This is a genomic window from Streptomyces albireticuli, from assembly GCF_002192455.1.
GTDB classification, from domain to species: domain Bacteria; phylum Actinomycetota; class Actinomycetes; order Streptomycetales; family Streptomycetaceae; genus Streptomyces; species Streptomyces albireticuli_B.
In genome coordinates, this window is the sequence record NZ_CP021744.1 from 107,478 (window position 1) to 120,839 (window position 13,362).

Annotated in this window: 13 protein-coding genes; 5 read left to right on the plus strand and 8 right to left on the minus strand. The window is 75.0% G+C overall.

All coding sequences use genetic code 11. The annotated features are described in order from the left end of the window. Positions 1 to 177: 177 nt before the first annotated feature. Together SMD11_RS00520 and SMD11_RS00525 are read right to left on the minus strand one after the other, a co-directional pair. On the minus strand, positions 178 to 834 hold the full coding sequence (locus tag SMD11_RS00520; protein WP_087924501.1) for a response regulator transcription factor: 657 nt from the start codon (positions 832 to 834) through the stop codon (positions 178 to 180). Beyond that, positions 819 to 2,078 carry a sensor histidine kinase gene (locus SMD11_RS00525; protein ID WP_087924502.1) on the minus strand — a complete coding sequence of 420 codons (1,260 nt, stop codon included), beginning with the start codon at positions 2,076 to 2,078 and terminating at the stop codon, positions 819 to 821. Before SMD11_RS00525 ends, SMD11_RS00520 begins: the two co-directional genes overlap by 16 nt. Before the next feature lie 165 nt (positions 2,079 to 2,243). On the opposite strand from SMD11_RS00525, the gene SMD11_RS00530 reads away from it, so the two are divergent. Continuing rightward, complete coding sequence (locus SMD11_RS00530; protein WP_234365822.1) at positions 2,244 to 2,684, plus strand: hypothetical protein; 441 nt, start codon at positions 2,244 to 2,246, stop codon at positions 2,682 to 2,684. A 167-nt stretch (positions 2,685 to 2,851) separates the two neighbouring features. Here SMD11_RS00530 and SMD11_RS00535 read toward each other — a convergent pair whose 3' ends face one another. From SMD11_RS00535 to SMD11_RS00560, 5 genes are all read right to left on the minus strand, one after another. Further along, positions 2,852 to 3,049: a helix-turn-helix domain-containing protein gene (locus SMD11_RS00535; protein WP_087924503.1), complete on the minus strand. Its 198-nt coding sequence runs from the start codon at positions 3,047 to 3,049 to the stop codon at positions 2,852 to 2,854. Further along, positions 3,049 to 3,633: a Uma2 family endonuclease gene (locus SMD11_RS00540; RefSeq protein WP_087924504.1), complete on the minus strand. Its 585-nt coding sequence runs from the start codon at positions 3,631 to 3,633 to the stop codon at positions 3,049 to 3,051. The genes SMD11_RS00535 and SMD11_RS00540 overlap by 1 nt, the downstream gene beginning before the upstream one ends. 70 nt (positions 3,634 to 3,703) lie before the next feature. Next, complete coding sequence (locus tag SMD11_RS35190) at positions 3,704 to 4,816, minus strand: hypothetical protein (RefSeq protein WP_159395155.1); 1,113 nt, start codon at positions 4,814 to 4,816, stop codon at positions 3,704 to 3,706. Beyond that, on the minus strand, positions 4,813 to 5,253 hold the full coding sequence (locus SMD11_RS35195; protein ID WP_159395156.1) for a hypothetical protein: 441 nt from the start codon (positions 5,251 to 5,253) through the stop codon (positions 4,813 to 4,815). The genes SMD11_RS35190 and SMD11_RS35195 overlap by 4 nt, the downstream gene beginning before the upstream one ends. 138 nt (positions 5,254 to 5,391) lie before the next feature. After that, complete coding sequence (locus SMD11_RS00560; RefSeq protein ID WP_087924508.1) at positions 5,392 to 7,017, minus strand: thiamine pyrophosphate-binding protein; 1,626 nt, start codon at positions 7,015 to 7,017, stop codon at positions 5,392 to 5,394. Between the two features lie 242 nt (positions 7,018 to 7,259). Here SMD11_RS00560 and SMD11_RS00565 point away from each other — a divergent pair, with 242 nt between their 5' ends. After that, complete coding sequence (locus SMD11_RS00565; protein ID WP_087924509.1) at positions 7,260 to 7,820, plus strand: Uma2 family endonuclease; 561 nt, start codon at positions 7,260 to 7,262, stop codon at positions 7,818 to 7,820. A gap of 25 nt (positions 7,821 to 7,845) precedes the next feature. Here the strand turns inward: SMD11_RS00565 and SMD11_RS00570 are convergent, their stop codons facing one another. Beyond that, positions 7,846 to 8,700, minus strand: a complete 855-nt coding sequence (locus tag SMD11_RS00570; protein WP_087924510.1) for a hypothetical protein — start codon at positions 8,698 to 8,700, stop codon at positions 7,846 to 7,848. Between the two features lie 640 nt (positions 8,701 to 9,340). Between SMD11_RS00570 and SMD11_RS00575 the strand changes: the two genes are divergently transcribed. The 3 genes from SMD11_RS00575 (at position 9,341) to SMD11_RS00585 (ending at position 13,125) form a co-directional block, all read left to right on the plus strand. Beyond that, complete coding sequence (locus tag SMD11_RS00575) at positions 9,341 to 10,480, plus strand: acyl-CoA dehydrogenase family protein (RefSeq protein ID WP_087924511.1); 1,140 nt, start codon at positions 9,341 to 9,343, stop codon at positions 10,478 to 10,480. A 642-nt stretch (positions 10,481 to 11,122) separates the two neighbouring features. Next, a complete protein-coding gene (locus SMD11_RS00580) occupies positions 11,123 to 12,097 on the plus strand; it encodes a VlmB-like protein (protein ID WP_087924512.1) in 975 nt (324 codons plus the stop codon). Beyond that, on the plus strand, positions 12,094 to 13,125 hold the full coding sequence (locus SMD11_RS00585) for a beta-ketoacyl-ACP synthase III (RefSeq protein WP_087924513.1): 1,032 nt from the start codon (positions 12,094 to 12,096) through the stop codon (positions 13,123 to 13,125). The genes SMD11_RS00580 and SMD11_RS00585 overlap by 4 nt, the downstream gene beginning before the upstream one ends. Positions 13,126 to 13,362 lie beyond the last annotated feature (237 nt).

The window sequence follows — 13,362 nt, forward strand, 5'->3', positions numbered from 1 at the left end:
TTGGCGCTGTCGTGCCGGTCGATCGAGAGCTCGGTCACGCCACCACCGTATATGGCGTCTTTGCGATACGCGGGGCCTGCGGGGTGCCCGCAAGGGGGGTGCTCGCGGGCACGGCCTGCGGCCGGGGGGCGTGGTGGTCCCCCGGCCCGGTGTGCCGGCGGGCGGGGCCGGGGGCGGTCAGGGGTTGTTCGGGTTGTTCAGGTAGGTGAGGACGGCCAGGACGCGGCGGTTGCCGCTGTCGTCGTCGGTGATGCCGAGTTTCCCGAACAGGGAGGTGGTGTATTTGCTGATGGCGCTCTCGCTGAGGTAGAGCCGGCGGCTGATGGCCTGGTTGGACAGTCCTTCGGCCATCAGGGCGAGGACGGAGTGCTCGCGTTCGGTGAGCTGTCCCAGGCGCCGGTGGGAGGTTCCGCTGGAGAGCAGTCCGGCGATGACGGCCGGGTCCATGGCGGTGCCGCCGGCGGCGACGCGTGCGAGGGCGTCGATGAACTGGTCGGCGTCGAAGACGCTTTCCTTGAGGAAGTAGCCGATGCCGCCGGTGCCGTCGGCCAGGAGTTCGCGGGCGTAGAGCTGTTCGACGTACTGGGAGAGGATCAGGACGGGCAGGCCGGGGAGTTCGGTGCGGGCGGCCAGCGCCGCGCGCAGGCCCTCGTCCGTCCCGGTCGGGGGCATCCGGACGTCGACGACGGCGACGTCCGGCCGCCATGTCAGCAGGGCGTCGAGGGTCTCGGGGCCGGTGGCGGCCGTGGCCACCACCTGGTGGCCGTACGCCGCGATGAGGCGGACCATGCCGTCCCGCAGCAGGTAGAGGTCTTCGGCTATGACGATGCGCATGGGACCAAAATTCTCACGTGGGTCGGGCCGCCCGCCGGGCTGGTGATCTCCAGGTGGCCGTCGAAGACCGCGAGGCGGCGGCGCAGCCCCGCCAGCCCTCCGCCGGGGCGCTCGGCGGCGCCGCCGTGGCCGTCGTCCTCGACCTCGACCACGAGGTGGGTGCCGTCGTGGGCGAGGGAGATCCTCGCCCGGGTGGCCCCGGCGTGCCGGGCCGCGTTGGTGAGCAGTTCGGCGGTGGCGAAGTACAGGGCGGACTCCACCGGCGCCTCCAGGCGCAAGTGCCCGCCGGCGGTGACGGTCGCTTCCAGGGGGCTGTCCAGGGCGAGCGCGCGCACGGCGTCCAGCAGGCCCCGGTCGCTGAGGACCGGCGGGTTGATTCCCCGGACCAGCTCGCGCAGTTCGGTCAGCGAGGTGGCGGCGCCGGCCCGCGCGTCGCGCATCAGCGCCCTGGCCCGGGCGGGGTCGCTCTCCATCAGCCGCTCCGCGGTCGCCAGCGAGAGGCCCAGGCCCACCAGGCGGGCCTGGGCCCCGTCGTGCAGGTCCCGCTCGATCCGGCGGATCTCGGCGGCCTGCGCGAGGGTGGCGTCCGCGCGCTGGGCCGTCAGCTCCTGCACCCGGCCCGCCAGCACCATCGCCCGGGAGGGGCGCAGGAAACGGGCGGCCACCACCGGCAGGACCCGCCAGGCGTAGGGGGCGCCGGCGAGGGCGGCCGCCAGGCCCAGTGCCCCGGCAAGGCGCGCGGCGGGCGCCGGCCGGCCCAGCCACAGGACCGCCACCGCGGCCCCGGCGGGCGGGACGGCCGCGGCCACGCCCGCGGTGAACGGGACGATCACGGTGAACCGCAGATCGCGCCAGGTGGCGGGATCACACCAGCGCAGGCGCCACTTCTGGTCACGCAGGGCATCGCGGCGGGTGCGCTCGTAGGAGAAGCCGTTCCACCACTGGCCGGTGGACATCCGCGTCACCGGCCCTGCCCGCCGGTACCCGGCCGGAAGGACGGTGGCCGTCCAGGTGCGCACGAGGAAGCGGACCGCCCGGCAGAGGGGGCGGGACAGGGCGAGCGTGCCCGTGCACGCCAGCACCAGCGGCGCCGTCCACGACCACGGGTTCGCCGCCCCCCACCGGATGCCCAGCGCCACGGCCCCCGCCCACACGGCCGGGACCAGCATGCTCAACGCCGCCACGGCACACGCCCGCACGAACCCCGCACCGGCGCGCCCCGCCCACGAACCCAGCTCTCTCATGACGCTTCCCTCGCCCCCACATCTTTTTTCCTTCCGGTGCTCCCACTGTGCACCGGAAGGAAGGGGGGCACGGCCCCGGCCCGGTCAGGAGTGGGGCCAGCCCCACCTGCCCGTACGGCCACACCGATACCGCCCGCGTCCGCGCGGTCCGTAGCGTCGGCGGGCATGGAAACCGATACACACACCACGGCCGGGACGTCCCTGCCCGGCGACTCCCGCGCCCAGGAAGCCCTCGGCGCGGCGAGGAACAGCATCAGGCTCTACGGCGGGCTCGGCGCCCTCGCCCTGCTGGCGGTCGTCGCGGTGGCGGGCAGCGGGTGTGCGGTGAACACGTTCATGGGGGTGCGGGCCGTCCTGCTGCCCGTGGCCGCCGTGCTGCTCCACCGGCTGGCCACCGCCGCCTCCCGCGGCTCCCGGCGGGCCTACGAGCGCGTGCGCGCCCTCACCGTCATCCTGCCGGTCGCCATCGTCGGCGTGGACCTGATCCCGGGCATCTGCCCGCCGTGGTACGCCGTGACGCAGGCCGTGTGCATGGTGCCCGTCGTGCGGGCCGCGGTCCTCCTGCGCGGCCGCGCGCCGCGTGCCGCCTTCGCCAAGGGGCGCTGAGCGGGCGGCGCACGGGGACACCCGGTGCCCGCCGTCCCGGGGGCGGGGCGCCGGCTGCGCCGGGGGTGGCGGCAAAGGGGGCCGTCGCGCACCCATGCCCCTCGTGGAGCGCACCCTGCGTTCCGTCCGACGCGGTTGCACCGGTCGGTGATTGCCCTTGAGGGCACTCACCGATGGGGCAGGAAGTCCAAGGCCACGTCGCACTCCAGTGCCGTCGCGAGGCGCTGGAGAACAGGAAGGGTCGGGATGGTTTTTCCGGATTCGACGCGGGAGACGAACGCCTGTCCGGTCCCGGCGCGGGCGGCGAGTTCCGCTTGCGACATGCCCAGTTGCACGCGCCGCGCCCGTACGAGATCCGCCGCCATCAACCTGAACTCCGGCTGTAGCGCGGCAGCTCGGCCGTGTCGATGACCCAGTCACCGAACGGGATCTTGTCCCCGAAGACGTACGGGGCACGGCCCTCGTAGACGGGAGTCCCGCCCTTGTCGCCGATGGCCCAGTAGTGGACGCACGTGCCGTCGCGGGGATCGACGATGAGGTAGTGCGGAATACCGAGCTGCGGGTAGTGGCGCAGCTTGCTGTCGTAGTCGTTCTCCGGGTTGGAGAGGGAGACGATCTCGACGGCCGCGAGAAGAGCGTGAGGACTGATGGCGTCATCGGTGTCCATGGCCGCCTCGGGGAGAACGAGAACGTCCGGGCGGCGCAGCTGCCCGAGGTCGGCTTCCTCGATATCGCCGGAGGTGGTGGCCACGACGCCGGCGGGCAGCTGGGGCTGAAGCTGACGCTCGATGCGCAAGGCCGCGAGATCGTGACGACCGGCCGGGCTCATCATCATGACGAGCTGGCCGTCGCTGATCTCGACATGGGGGCTGAAGGGCGCGGGGGGGGTGAAGTGCTCGACGAGAGCACGCAGGTGCCTGTAGATCTCACGCTTGGCATCAGCCGTCATGACTCCACCCTATATGACGAAATCGTCATACCCCGAGTGTCTCTCCTCCGGCTTCACCTGGACGGACTCATCACGAGCTGGGGGTGATGAGGAAGACGGGGACGGGGGCGGCGCCGGTGCTGACGTTCAGCAAGGAGGTGCGCGAGAGGCGGCAGATGCAGCCCGGGGAGTCGGTGCCGAAGAGGAAGGGGTCGGTGCTCTCGGCGTACTCCCGCACGCGCAGCCGGCCGCCGGCGAGGTCGGGGTAGGGGGCGGTGGGCAGCGGTACCCGTTCCTGGAGGACGTGCGGGGTCAGCAGGGCCCGGCCCAGGGCGGAGTGCCAGGCCTGGTCGGTGGTCTCCCAGCCGCAGAGCACGCCTTTGCCGCCGTAGTCGTCGTTGGGTTTGAGGACCAGGTGCGCGCGCCGGGCCCGGGCCAGGTCCAGGAGGCCGGTGCGGCGCCCCTCGGGGCAGGTGGTGGGCCCCGCCCGCACAGCCGGGTCCAGGGCACCAGGTCCCGGGCGGCGGCCGCCTCGGAAGGGGGCAGCAGCCCGCCGGCGGCCGGGTCGGTGAGCAGGGCCAGGACCGACTTCTTGTGCGCCAGGTGGCTGGTGAAGGGGTTGACCATCACGCACGCCCCGGCGGCCCAGGCGCGGGTCAGCGGGTGTGCGGCCAGGGCGTGCCCGTAGCGGGCGAACTCCTCCATCACCGCGGTGCCCTTCCAGGCGTCGGCGAGCAGGTCCTGGGTGACGAATGCCGGCGGGGCTGTGGGCGTTGCACTCGACGAAGGCCGTCCGGCCGCCGGCGCGGAACCCGTCGAGGCGGGAGTGCGGGCTGAGCGGCCCGGCCGGGGGGACCAGGGCGGCCAGCGCGGCCTCCTGGGGGGTGAGGGCCAGGTGCGCGCGGACGAGGTCGCCTTCTTCGCCCGGGTACAGGGCGTGGGAGGCCAGGCGGTCGAGGGCGAGGGTGGCGCCTTCGGCGCGTACGCGGGCGTGGTCGGTGGCGCTGATGAGCCGGGGGCGCAGCAGGGGGCGCAGGGGGTGGCCGTGGAAGGTCAGGCCCATGGCGTGCTGGTGGGTGCGCAGGTGGTGGTCGGTGGCCCGGGCGGTGTCGTCCTGGGTGAGGAGGGCGTGGAAGCGGTGGAGGGCGGTCTCCGTGTCTGTTTCCGGGTCTGTTTCTGGGTCTGGGGCGGGCGGGGTGGTCACTGTGGGCGGGGCCGGCCGGGGTGGTCCGGCTGCCCGGTGGGCCCGTCCGGGGCCTGGTCCCGGCCCGCGTGCCGGGCCCGGTTCCGCTCCTGGTCCTGGTCCTGGGCCTGGCCCTGGTTGTGGTCTTGGTGGTGGTTGTGGTCTTGGTGGTGGTGGGGGTCCTCGCCGGGGATCTCCTCCAGGTCCTCGTCCGGGCCGGCGGTCAGGAGGTCGTGGGCGCCCTGGACGACCTGCTGCGGGGTGAAGCCGACTCCGCCGGGGACGGCCGTACGGGCCTCCTCGATCGCCTCTTTGACGGACATGCCCAGCTGGAGGCGGTCGGCGGCTTCCTTCGCCACGGGATACAGCGGGCCGAGGGCTTCGGCGGCGGGGTGGGCGGGGTGCTCGTGCGGGCCCATGGTGTCGTCCTTGCCACGGTGGATGACCGACGGTGACATGAAAACACAAGGGGGCCGGGGGTGCCCGGTGCCCGCACCCCTCCCCGGCCCCGGCGCCTCTTGCCGGGGCCGGTCCCGGGGAGGCGGCGGGGAGTGCGGGGAGGGGTGTCTGGTGCGCCGTCACCCGCCCCCGGGGGGTTACAGGTGGGTGGGGGCGAACATCTTCAGGACGGCCGGGAGGACGACGACCGAGGGGCCCGGGGCGGCGAGGGCCTTGGCCAGGTCCTCGCCCAGGCGGCCGGGGGTGGTGCGGGTGGCGGGGACGCCGAAGGAGGCGGCCAGGGCGGTGAAGTCGGGGCGGGCCAGCTCGGTGGCGGTGGCCTGGCCGAAGGCGTCGCTCATGTACTCGCGCAGGATGCCGTAGCCGCCGTCGTCGACGATGAGCCAGGTGACGGGCAGGCCGTACTGGCGGGCGGTGGCGAGTTCGGCGATCGAGTACATCGCGCCGCCGTCGCCGGAGACGGCCAGGACGGGGCGGGCGGGGTCGGTGGTGGCGGCGCCGAGGGCGGCGGGGAAGGCGTAGCCCAGGCCGCCGGCGCCCTGGGCGGAGTGGAAGGGGCCGGTGCGGGGGTCGAAGGCGGACCAGGCCCAGTAGCCCAGGATCGTCATGTCCCAGAAGCTGGGGGCGTCGTCGGGCAGGGCCTCGCGGACGGCGGCCAGGACCTGCTGCTCGGTGTCCAGGTCCTGGCCGGCGATGCGGGCGTGGACCTTCTCCAGCAGGGTGCGGGCTCGTTCCCTCCCCTGCCCGGCGGGGCGGGAGGTGACGGCGCCGGCGAGGGCGGCCAGGGCGGGGGCGGCGTCGGCGTGCAGGGCGAGAGCCTGGTGGTTGGACTCCAGCTTGCCCAGGTCCGCCTCGATCTGGATCACCTGCCCGCGGGGGCGGAAGGTGTGGTAGTTCGAGGAGAGTTCGCCCAGGCCGGAGCCGGCGACGAGGAGGACGTCGGCGTCCTGGAGGAAGCCGGTGGTGTGCCGGTCCTCCAGCCAGGAGCGCACGGAGAGCGGGTGCTGCCAGGGGAAGGCGCCCTTGCCGCCGAACGTGCAGGCCACCGGCGCGTCCAGCTTCTCCGCCAGCGTGCGCAGCGCCCGCTGGGCGCCGGCGCGGACGACGCCGCCGCCGGCCAGGACGGCGGGGCGGGCGGCACGGTCCAGGGCGGCGGCCGCTTCCTCGATCAGTTCCGGGCGCGGGAGGAGCGGTGCGGGGGTGGCGTCCAGGGCGCGTACGGGCGGCACGGTGGTGGGGTCCAGGAGGACGTCCTGCGGGATCTCCACCCAGACCGGGCCGGCCGGTGCCTGGAGGGCGTGGCGCCAGGCGGCGGCCAGGGCGGAGGGGATCTGGGAGGCGGTGCGGACGGTGCAGGTGCTCTTGACGATGTCGCGGAAGGAGGCCTGCTGGTCGCGCAGTTCGTGCAGGTAGCCCTTGCGGCCGCCGCCGAGCCCGGCGGTGGGGATCTGGCTGGAGATGCCCAGTACGGGGGCGCAGGCGGCGGCCGATTCCTGGAGGGCGGGAAGCGTCATCAGGGCGCCGGGTCCGGTGGAGACCAGCAGCGGGGTGACCGTGCCGGTCAGGCGGGCGCGGGCGTCGGCGGCGAAGCCCGCGTTGTTCTCCGTGCGCAGGCCCACGTAGCGCAGGGAGGAGCGGCGCAGCGCGTCGAAGAGGCCGAGGGCGTGCTGGCCGGGCAGCCCGAAGACGGTGTCCGCGCCGAGCGCGGTCAGCGAGTGGAGGACGAGGTCCCCTCCGGTGCGGGGGCGCTGCGCTGTGCTCATGGGTGGGTGCCTCTCCGGGGACTGTGCGGGGGGGGTGGGCAGGGGTCGGGGCCCATTGTCCGGGGGCGGGGTGGGCGGGGGCGTGGGTGGGCTTCTTCCGCGGGGTTGCGGCGGGTATTCCGCGGGGTTGCGGCGGGTGTTCCGCGGGCCCGGGCGGGGCCGCAGCGGTCCCGGTGACGGTCCGTCGTCGCGTTACGCTGAGCCACAGGGACAGCTCACGAGGCCATCAAGGAGGCAGTCTCATGGACTACGCCCGGATGCGTGCGGTCGCGGACCAGCTCGCCGCCCATGCGCCGGAGGACGTCTGGGCCACCGAGATCAGCGGGAACGAGATCATCATGATGATGAGCCCGGCCAACTTGCACGAGCTCATCGTCTACCGCCTGGCCAAGCACCTCGACCGTCAGCTCGACCGGTCGGCACCGGGGCTGATCGCGCACGGCGGGGCCGACGTGGAGGACCCCGAGGCGGGGATCAAGCGGCGCCCCGACGTTATGGTCTTCCCCGAACAGGCCCTGGAGTCGGGGGAAGCGGTCCACCCCCGGGAGATCACCGCGGTGGTGGAGGTCGTCTCCCGGTCGAACCCGGAGAACGACTACGAGGGCAAGATGCGCGACTACCCCACCATGGGCATCCCGTACTACCTCATCATCGACCCCCGCAACGGAACAGGGCTTCTTCTCTCGGCCCCGCACGCCACCCCGGAAGGACCCCGGTACAGCACGCGCCGCGAGTTCCGGTTCGGTGAGACCGTCCCCCTGGGCACGTACAGCATCGACACCTCCGTGTTCCCGGTCTACTGAGGCCCTACGCCCGCCCTGAGGCTGGTCACCCGGCCTGCTCGCTGTCGCGGCTTTCGGGCAGGCCGAGGGCGTGGAGGCGGTCCAGGGTGTGGCGGAGGGCGGGGTCGGTGGTGTGGTGGCGCAGGCGGGGGGCCGCGTGGGTCAGGAGCCAGGTGCGCAGCTGGGCATCGGGGCCGGGGTCGGGGCCGGGGCCGGGGCCGGGGGTGGGGGTGGTGGACCAGGCGGGGTGGGCGGGGTCGGCGGCGTCCAGCAGCAGGTCCTCGATCCATCCGTGGGCGGTGTCGGCGAGGTGGGCGTCGGCGGCCGGGTGCCGCTCGTGTTCCCAGCGGGCCAGGCAGGGGGCGGGGGTGTGGTGGGCGGTGGAGCAGAACGCGAAGACGTCGTCGAGGGGGCGTGCGGGGTCCCGCCGGCGCAGGGCGGCGGTCCAGTAGGCGTCGAGGAAGGCGCGGACGGCCTCGGCCTGGTCTGCGGGCCAGGTCTGCCAGCCGGCCTGGTGCAGGGCGGTGCCTTCGAGTTCACCGACGTACTCCCCTCGTGCGGCCAGGGCGGCCAGGTGCGGCAGGACGCGGCGGGCCGCCTGTGCGGGGTGGGGCCAGTGGGTGAGGTCCCGGGCGGTGTAGTGCGCCAGGTCGTCGGAGAGCGGGGCACGGGGGTCGCGCAGCGCGGCGACCTCCTGATCGCCGTAGCAGAAGAGGCAGCCCTGCCCCGGGTCGCCTGCCTGCCCGGCGAAGGTCTCGGTGAGGCGGGCGACGGCGGTGCGCAGACCGGGGGCCTCGGGCGGCGGGGCGGTGGCGACGGGCGGGGCGGTGGCCTTCTTGCCCGGCGCGGTGGTGTACCGGCCGGTGGGGGTGTCCGGGGCGGCGGGGGTGCGGTGGTTCAACGGGCGTCCCGTCAGGACTCCGGCCCGTGGAGGCCGAAGAGGGTGACTTTACGTCATATGCCGGGGTGCGGGCGTGTGGTGGCCCGGCCGGGGCGGGGCGCGCCGGGGCGGCGCGGGCGGGTGGCGCGGGCCGGCCGCCACCCGGAGGGAGCTGTACAGACTCCCGGTGACCAGCCACCGGCGGTGCCGACCGCCGCGGGCCCCGCAGGCCCGCGGCGCGGCGTGGGCCCGTGCGGGCCCCCGTCGGCGCACCCTGCCGGCGGCCGAGGCCCCTGGTGAGCGGCGCGCCGGGGCGGGCCCGTGGTGGCTCCGGCCGTACGTCACGCGAGCGCGCCGTCCCTCGCCGCCGCGGGGAGGGGTTGCGGACCTTGCGGGCAGCGCCCGCTCCCGGCTGCCCACGCCGGAGGGCGGCCGGGCGCCGCACCCGGTATCAGTGCCGTGTCAGCGACAGGTCAGGGGCGCCTGACACGATCGGTCTCGCTTCGGACGAACGTACCCCTCCCCCGCAAGCCCTGTCCCGCCTGCCCCTGCCCCCGGTCCTGGTCCTGGTCCTGGTCCTGGTCCTGGTCCACCGCTCGATCGTCCGGTACGTCCGCGCGTGCTGCCCGTGGCCCCCCCTTGCTGACAGCGGAGGTTCCTGTTGCGTTCCCTGGATCTGGCCCGTGAGGTGTGTGAGCGTTACCACCCGGGTCTGCTCAAGGCACTGGCCGCTGTTCCGTACGCGGAGCGGGAGCGGCCGGGCGGGCCGGTGATCTCACTGTTCCGTGCGCACGGCGGGGTGGGGCTGCTGGTGCCGGCCTCCTTCGGCGGGCACGGGGCGGACGCGGTGCGGGCGGTCGCGGTGCAGCGGGCGCTGGGGGCGCTGTCGCCGTCGCTGGCGGCTGGGGTGACGATGCATCACTTCACGGCCGCGATGCTCTACTCCCTGGCCGGGCGCGGCGGTCGGCTGAGCGCGGCGCAGCTCGCGGTGCTGCGTCAGGTGGTGCCCAAGCGGCAGTTGATGGCCTCGGGGTGGGCGGAGGGCCGCACCCAGGCGAACATCCTCGCCCCCTCGGTGACGGCGCGGCCGGTGGAGGGCGGTTTCGTGCTGTCGGGGGCGAAGAAGCCGTGCAGTCTGTCGGCATCCATGGACTGGCTCACCGCGAGCGTGGCCGTGCCGGGCGCGGGCGGGGATCGGGAGCTGGCGCTGGCGCTGGTACCGGCGGGGGCTAAGGGGATGAGCGTGCGCCCGTTCTGGGGCAGTGATCTGCTGGCCGGGGCGGAGAGCGACGAGGTGGTCCTGGAGGAGGTGTTCGTCCCCGGGGAGCTGGTGGTGCGTACCTCGGCCGCGGACCCCCGGCGGCTGGACGATCTCCAGACGGCCGGGTTCGTGTGGTTCGAGCTGCTGGTGGCGGCCGGGTACACCGGGGCGGCGGGTGCCCTGGTGGAGGCCGTGGTGGACGGTGAGCGGGGCACGGCGGGTGAGCGGGCGGGGCTGGCGGTGCGTCTGGAGGCCGCTCTCGCGGTGCTGGAGGGGGCGGCGCGGGCGGTACGGGAGGGGCTGGCGGGTGAGGCGGCGGTCGCGGCCGTGCTGGTGGCCCGGTACGCGGTGCAGGAGGCGTTGCCGGTGGTGGCCGCGCAGGCGCTGGAGCTGCTGGGCGGGCTGGACTTCATCCGCCGCCCCGACCACGCCCGTATGGCGGGGGCCGTCCGCGCGCTGGCGTTCCACCCGCCGTCCCGGGCGGGGGCGGCGGAGCCGCTGCTGCGGTACTTCGGCGGAGGCCCCCTGGAACTCGCGTGAACGGTGCCCGCACCGCGCAGCCGCCGGGCGCGTACCGTACGCGCCGTCGCCTGGAAGGGAGTTGCCGCCTGTGACCGTGACGGCTGCCGTGACCGGTAAGGCCTGTTCCGGTGCCCGGGAGGCCGGTGCCGGGGGCTCGGGCCCGTACGGGAGGCGGGCGGGCACCGGCGCGGCGGCGGGCGCCGGTGCGGTGCGCCGGGGTCAGGCCGGTGGCGGAGGCCGGACCGGCGGGCACGGGACCGCGGGCAGCGGCGAACCGGTGGCAGGGACCGGGCCGAAGGCGGGCGCTGGGCCGACGACGGGCCTCAGACCGGCGGGTGCCGGACCCGCAGCAGGCGCCGGGCTGGAAGCAGGCGCCGGGCCGGCGGCGGGCACCGGGCCGACAGGCAGGCGCCGGGCCGGTGGTGGTGCCCGCCGCGGCCCGTGCGGGCCTCCCCCGGTACGGGCCCGGGCCGCGGGGCGTACGGGATGCCGGTCGGGTGGGGTGGTGCCGGCGCAGGGGCACCGCCCGCGGACAAGGAGCGTGACACGATGACCCCTTCCACCTCTTCCCCCTTTTCCACCACTTCTGTCACTCCGGGCTCCTCCCCTCCCTCCCCTCCGTCCCCTCCGCCGGCGCCTGGCGCGGATGCCGGTGGGGCGGTGGCGCCCGAGGCCGACTGGGAGCGGGCGCCGGGTCTGCTCCAGGGCGCCAAGGAGCTGGCCCTGGGACCCCAGGAGTGCAATCTCGCCTACTGGTTCACCTCCGTCGCCCAGGGCACGCTGCGCGGCCGGGGCGCCACCGGGCATCACCCGGACGCGGTGGTCCCCGATTTCCTGAAGGAGGACGGGCCGCTGCGCGAGGCCCTGGTGCTGGAGTTCGGTTTCCGGGCGCTGGCGGAGGAGGCCGCGACCCGGCTGCTGGGGCACTACGTGCCGCTGGCCCCGGGGGTGGCGGAGATGGAGTTCTACGCGACCCAGCTGATCGACGAGGCGCGGCACGCCCGGGTCTTCCGCGAGCATCTGGTCGAGCTCGGCCACCCGGCCCGCAGCCTGCTCGCCGACCTGGCGGAGCTGGGGGCGGGCTACCGGCGCGAGGTGCTGGACCCGGTCGTGGACTTCACCTTGGACATCGTCCGTGACCAGGGCGATTTCGCGGGCGGGGTGGCGGTGTTCGCGATCGTCATCGAGGGGGTGCTGGCGCCGGCGGCGGAGCTGAGCGAGCGCAAGTGGGCGCCGTTGTCCCCGGCGACGGGGGAGATCTCCCGCGGGGCGGCGATCGATGAGATCCGTCATCTGACGGTGGCCGCGACCATCTTGCGTGACCACCTGGCCGCGCATCCCGGCTACCGGCCGCGCCTGCTGGAGATCCTCACGGCGGGGATGCGGCTGTGGGAGGAGATCCCGGACCGGGGGTACGTCCTGCACCGCGAGGAGCTGTTCCAGGAGGGCATGCGCGCCCACGCCCACCGTGTCGGGGACTACGAGCTGTGGCCGGGGGTGCGGATGGCGGAGACCACCCCCGGGCAGCGGTACGCGATGGCGGAGCGGTGGACCACGGAGATGGCCGCCTCCCGCATGGCCTACATCGGGCTGCCCCCGCACCTCCCCGCCGCACCGCCCCGGGGCCGGGCATGACCACCAGCGCGGGTGCGGGCAGGGGTGGGGGGCGGGCGGCGGTGGTGGCGGGCGTCGGCGGGTACGTACCGCCCGACGTGGTGACCAACGCCGAGCTGACACACCGTCTGGATACCTCGGAGGAGTGGATCCGTACCCGTACCGGGATCAGGGCGCGGCATGTGATCGCGCCGGGGACGGCCACCTCCGACCTGGCTGTCGCGGCCGGCCGGCGCGCGCTGGAGTGCGCGGGGGCGGGGCGGGTGGAGGCGGTGGTGCTGGCGACGACCACCCCGGACCGGCCGTGCCCGGCCACCGCGCCGGAGGTCGCCGCCCGGCTCGGGCTGGGCCCGGTGGCGGCGTTCGACATCGCCGCGGTGTGCACGGGCTTCCTCTACGGGCTGGCCACCGCCGCGGGCCTGATCGCCTCGGGCGGGGCGGGGCGGGTGCTGCTGATCGCGGCGGACGCTTTCACCACCCTGATCGACCCGGGGGACCGGGCCACCGCCGTGATCTTCGCCGACGGTGCCGGAGCGGTCGTCCTGCGGGAAGGGGACGCGGGCGAGGCGGGGGCGGTGGGGCCGGTGGTGCTGGGCAGCGACGGGGGGCTGGGCCACCTCATCGAGGTACCGGCCGGCGGGTCCCGGCAGAAGTCCTCGGGGGCACCGGCCGGGGTGGGTGAGGAGTTCTTCCGGATGCGGGGGCGCGAGACGTTCCGGCACGCGGTCGAGCGGATGGCCGGCGCCGCGCACACGGCCCTGGAGGAAGCCGGGTGGAAGCGGGGGGACGTGGACCACCTGGCCGCGCACCAGGCCAACGCCCGGATCCTGGCCGCCGTCGGGGACCGTATCGGTATCCCGGCCGGGCGGTGTCTGTCGAACATCGAGGAGGTCGGCAACACCGGGGCCGCCTCCATCCCCCTGCTGCTGGCCCACTCCGCCACCGCAGGGCGCCTACGGGCGGGTGAGCGGGTGCTGCTGACCGCGTTCGGCGGCGGCCTGACCTGGGGAGCCACCACGATGACCTGGCCCGCCCTCCCCCCGCCCTGACACCCCTCCCCCGCCTTTGCTTCTGTTTCTCCCTGCTGTGTGCGGCGTTGCGGCGCCGGGCCGGCCGAGCCCAGATGAGGATCCCCGTGAGGTGCGGACAGTGAAGGAACGTCGGGAACCGGCGGGGCAGGCGGGCCCGCTCACCAGCTCAGGGCCCGGGCCCGGATACGGACCCGGTTGCGGCCGCGGATCCGGACCGGGTTGGGGCAGCAGATCCCGTTACGGCTACGGCTACGG

Coding starts and splice junctions, on each gene's coding strand:
- SMD11_RS00525 (WP_087924502.1), bottom strand. CDS start 2,078: ATGAGAGAGCTGGGTTCGTGGGCGGGGCGCGCCGGTGCGGGGTTCGTG.
- SMD11_RS00585 (WP_087924513.1), top strand. CDS start 12,094: ATGACCACCAGCGCGGGTGCGGGCAGGGGTGGGGGGCGGGCGGCGGTG.
- SMD11_RS00560 (WP_087924508.1), bottom strand. CDS start 7,017: ATGAGCACAGCGCAGCGCCCCCGCACCGGAGGGGACCTCGTCCTCCAC.
- SMD11_RS35195 (WP_159395156.1), bottom strand. CDS start 5,253: ATGTCACCGTCGGTCATCCACCGTGGCAAGGACGACACCATGGGCCCG.
- SMD11_RS00540 (WP_087924504.1), bottom strand. CDS start 3,633: ATGACGGCTGATGCCAAGCGTGAGATCTACAGGCACCTGCGTGCTCTC.
- SMD11_RS00535 (WP_087924503.1), bottom strand. CDS start 3,049: ATGGCGGCGGATCTCGTACGGGCGCGGCGCGTGCAACTGGGCATGTCG.
- SMD11_RS00520 (WP_087924501.1), bottom strand. CDS start 834: ATGCGCATCGTCATAGCCGAAGACCTCTACCTGCTGCGGGACGGCATG.
- SMD11_RS00530 (WP_234365822.1), top strand. CDS start 2,244: ATGGAAACCGATACACACACCACGGCCGGGACGTCCCTGCCCGGCGAC.
- SMD11_RS00565 (WP_087924509.1), top strand. CDS start 7,260: ATGGACTACGCCCGGATGCGTGCGGTCGCGGACCAGCTCGCCGCCCAT.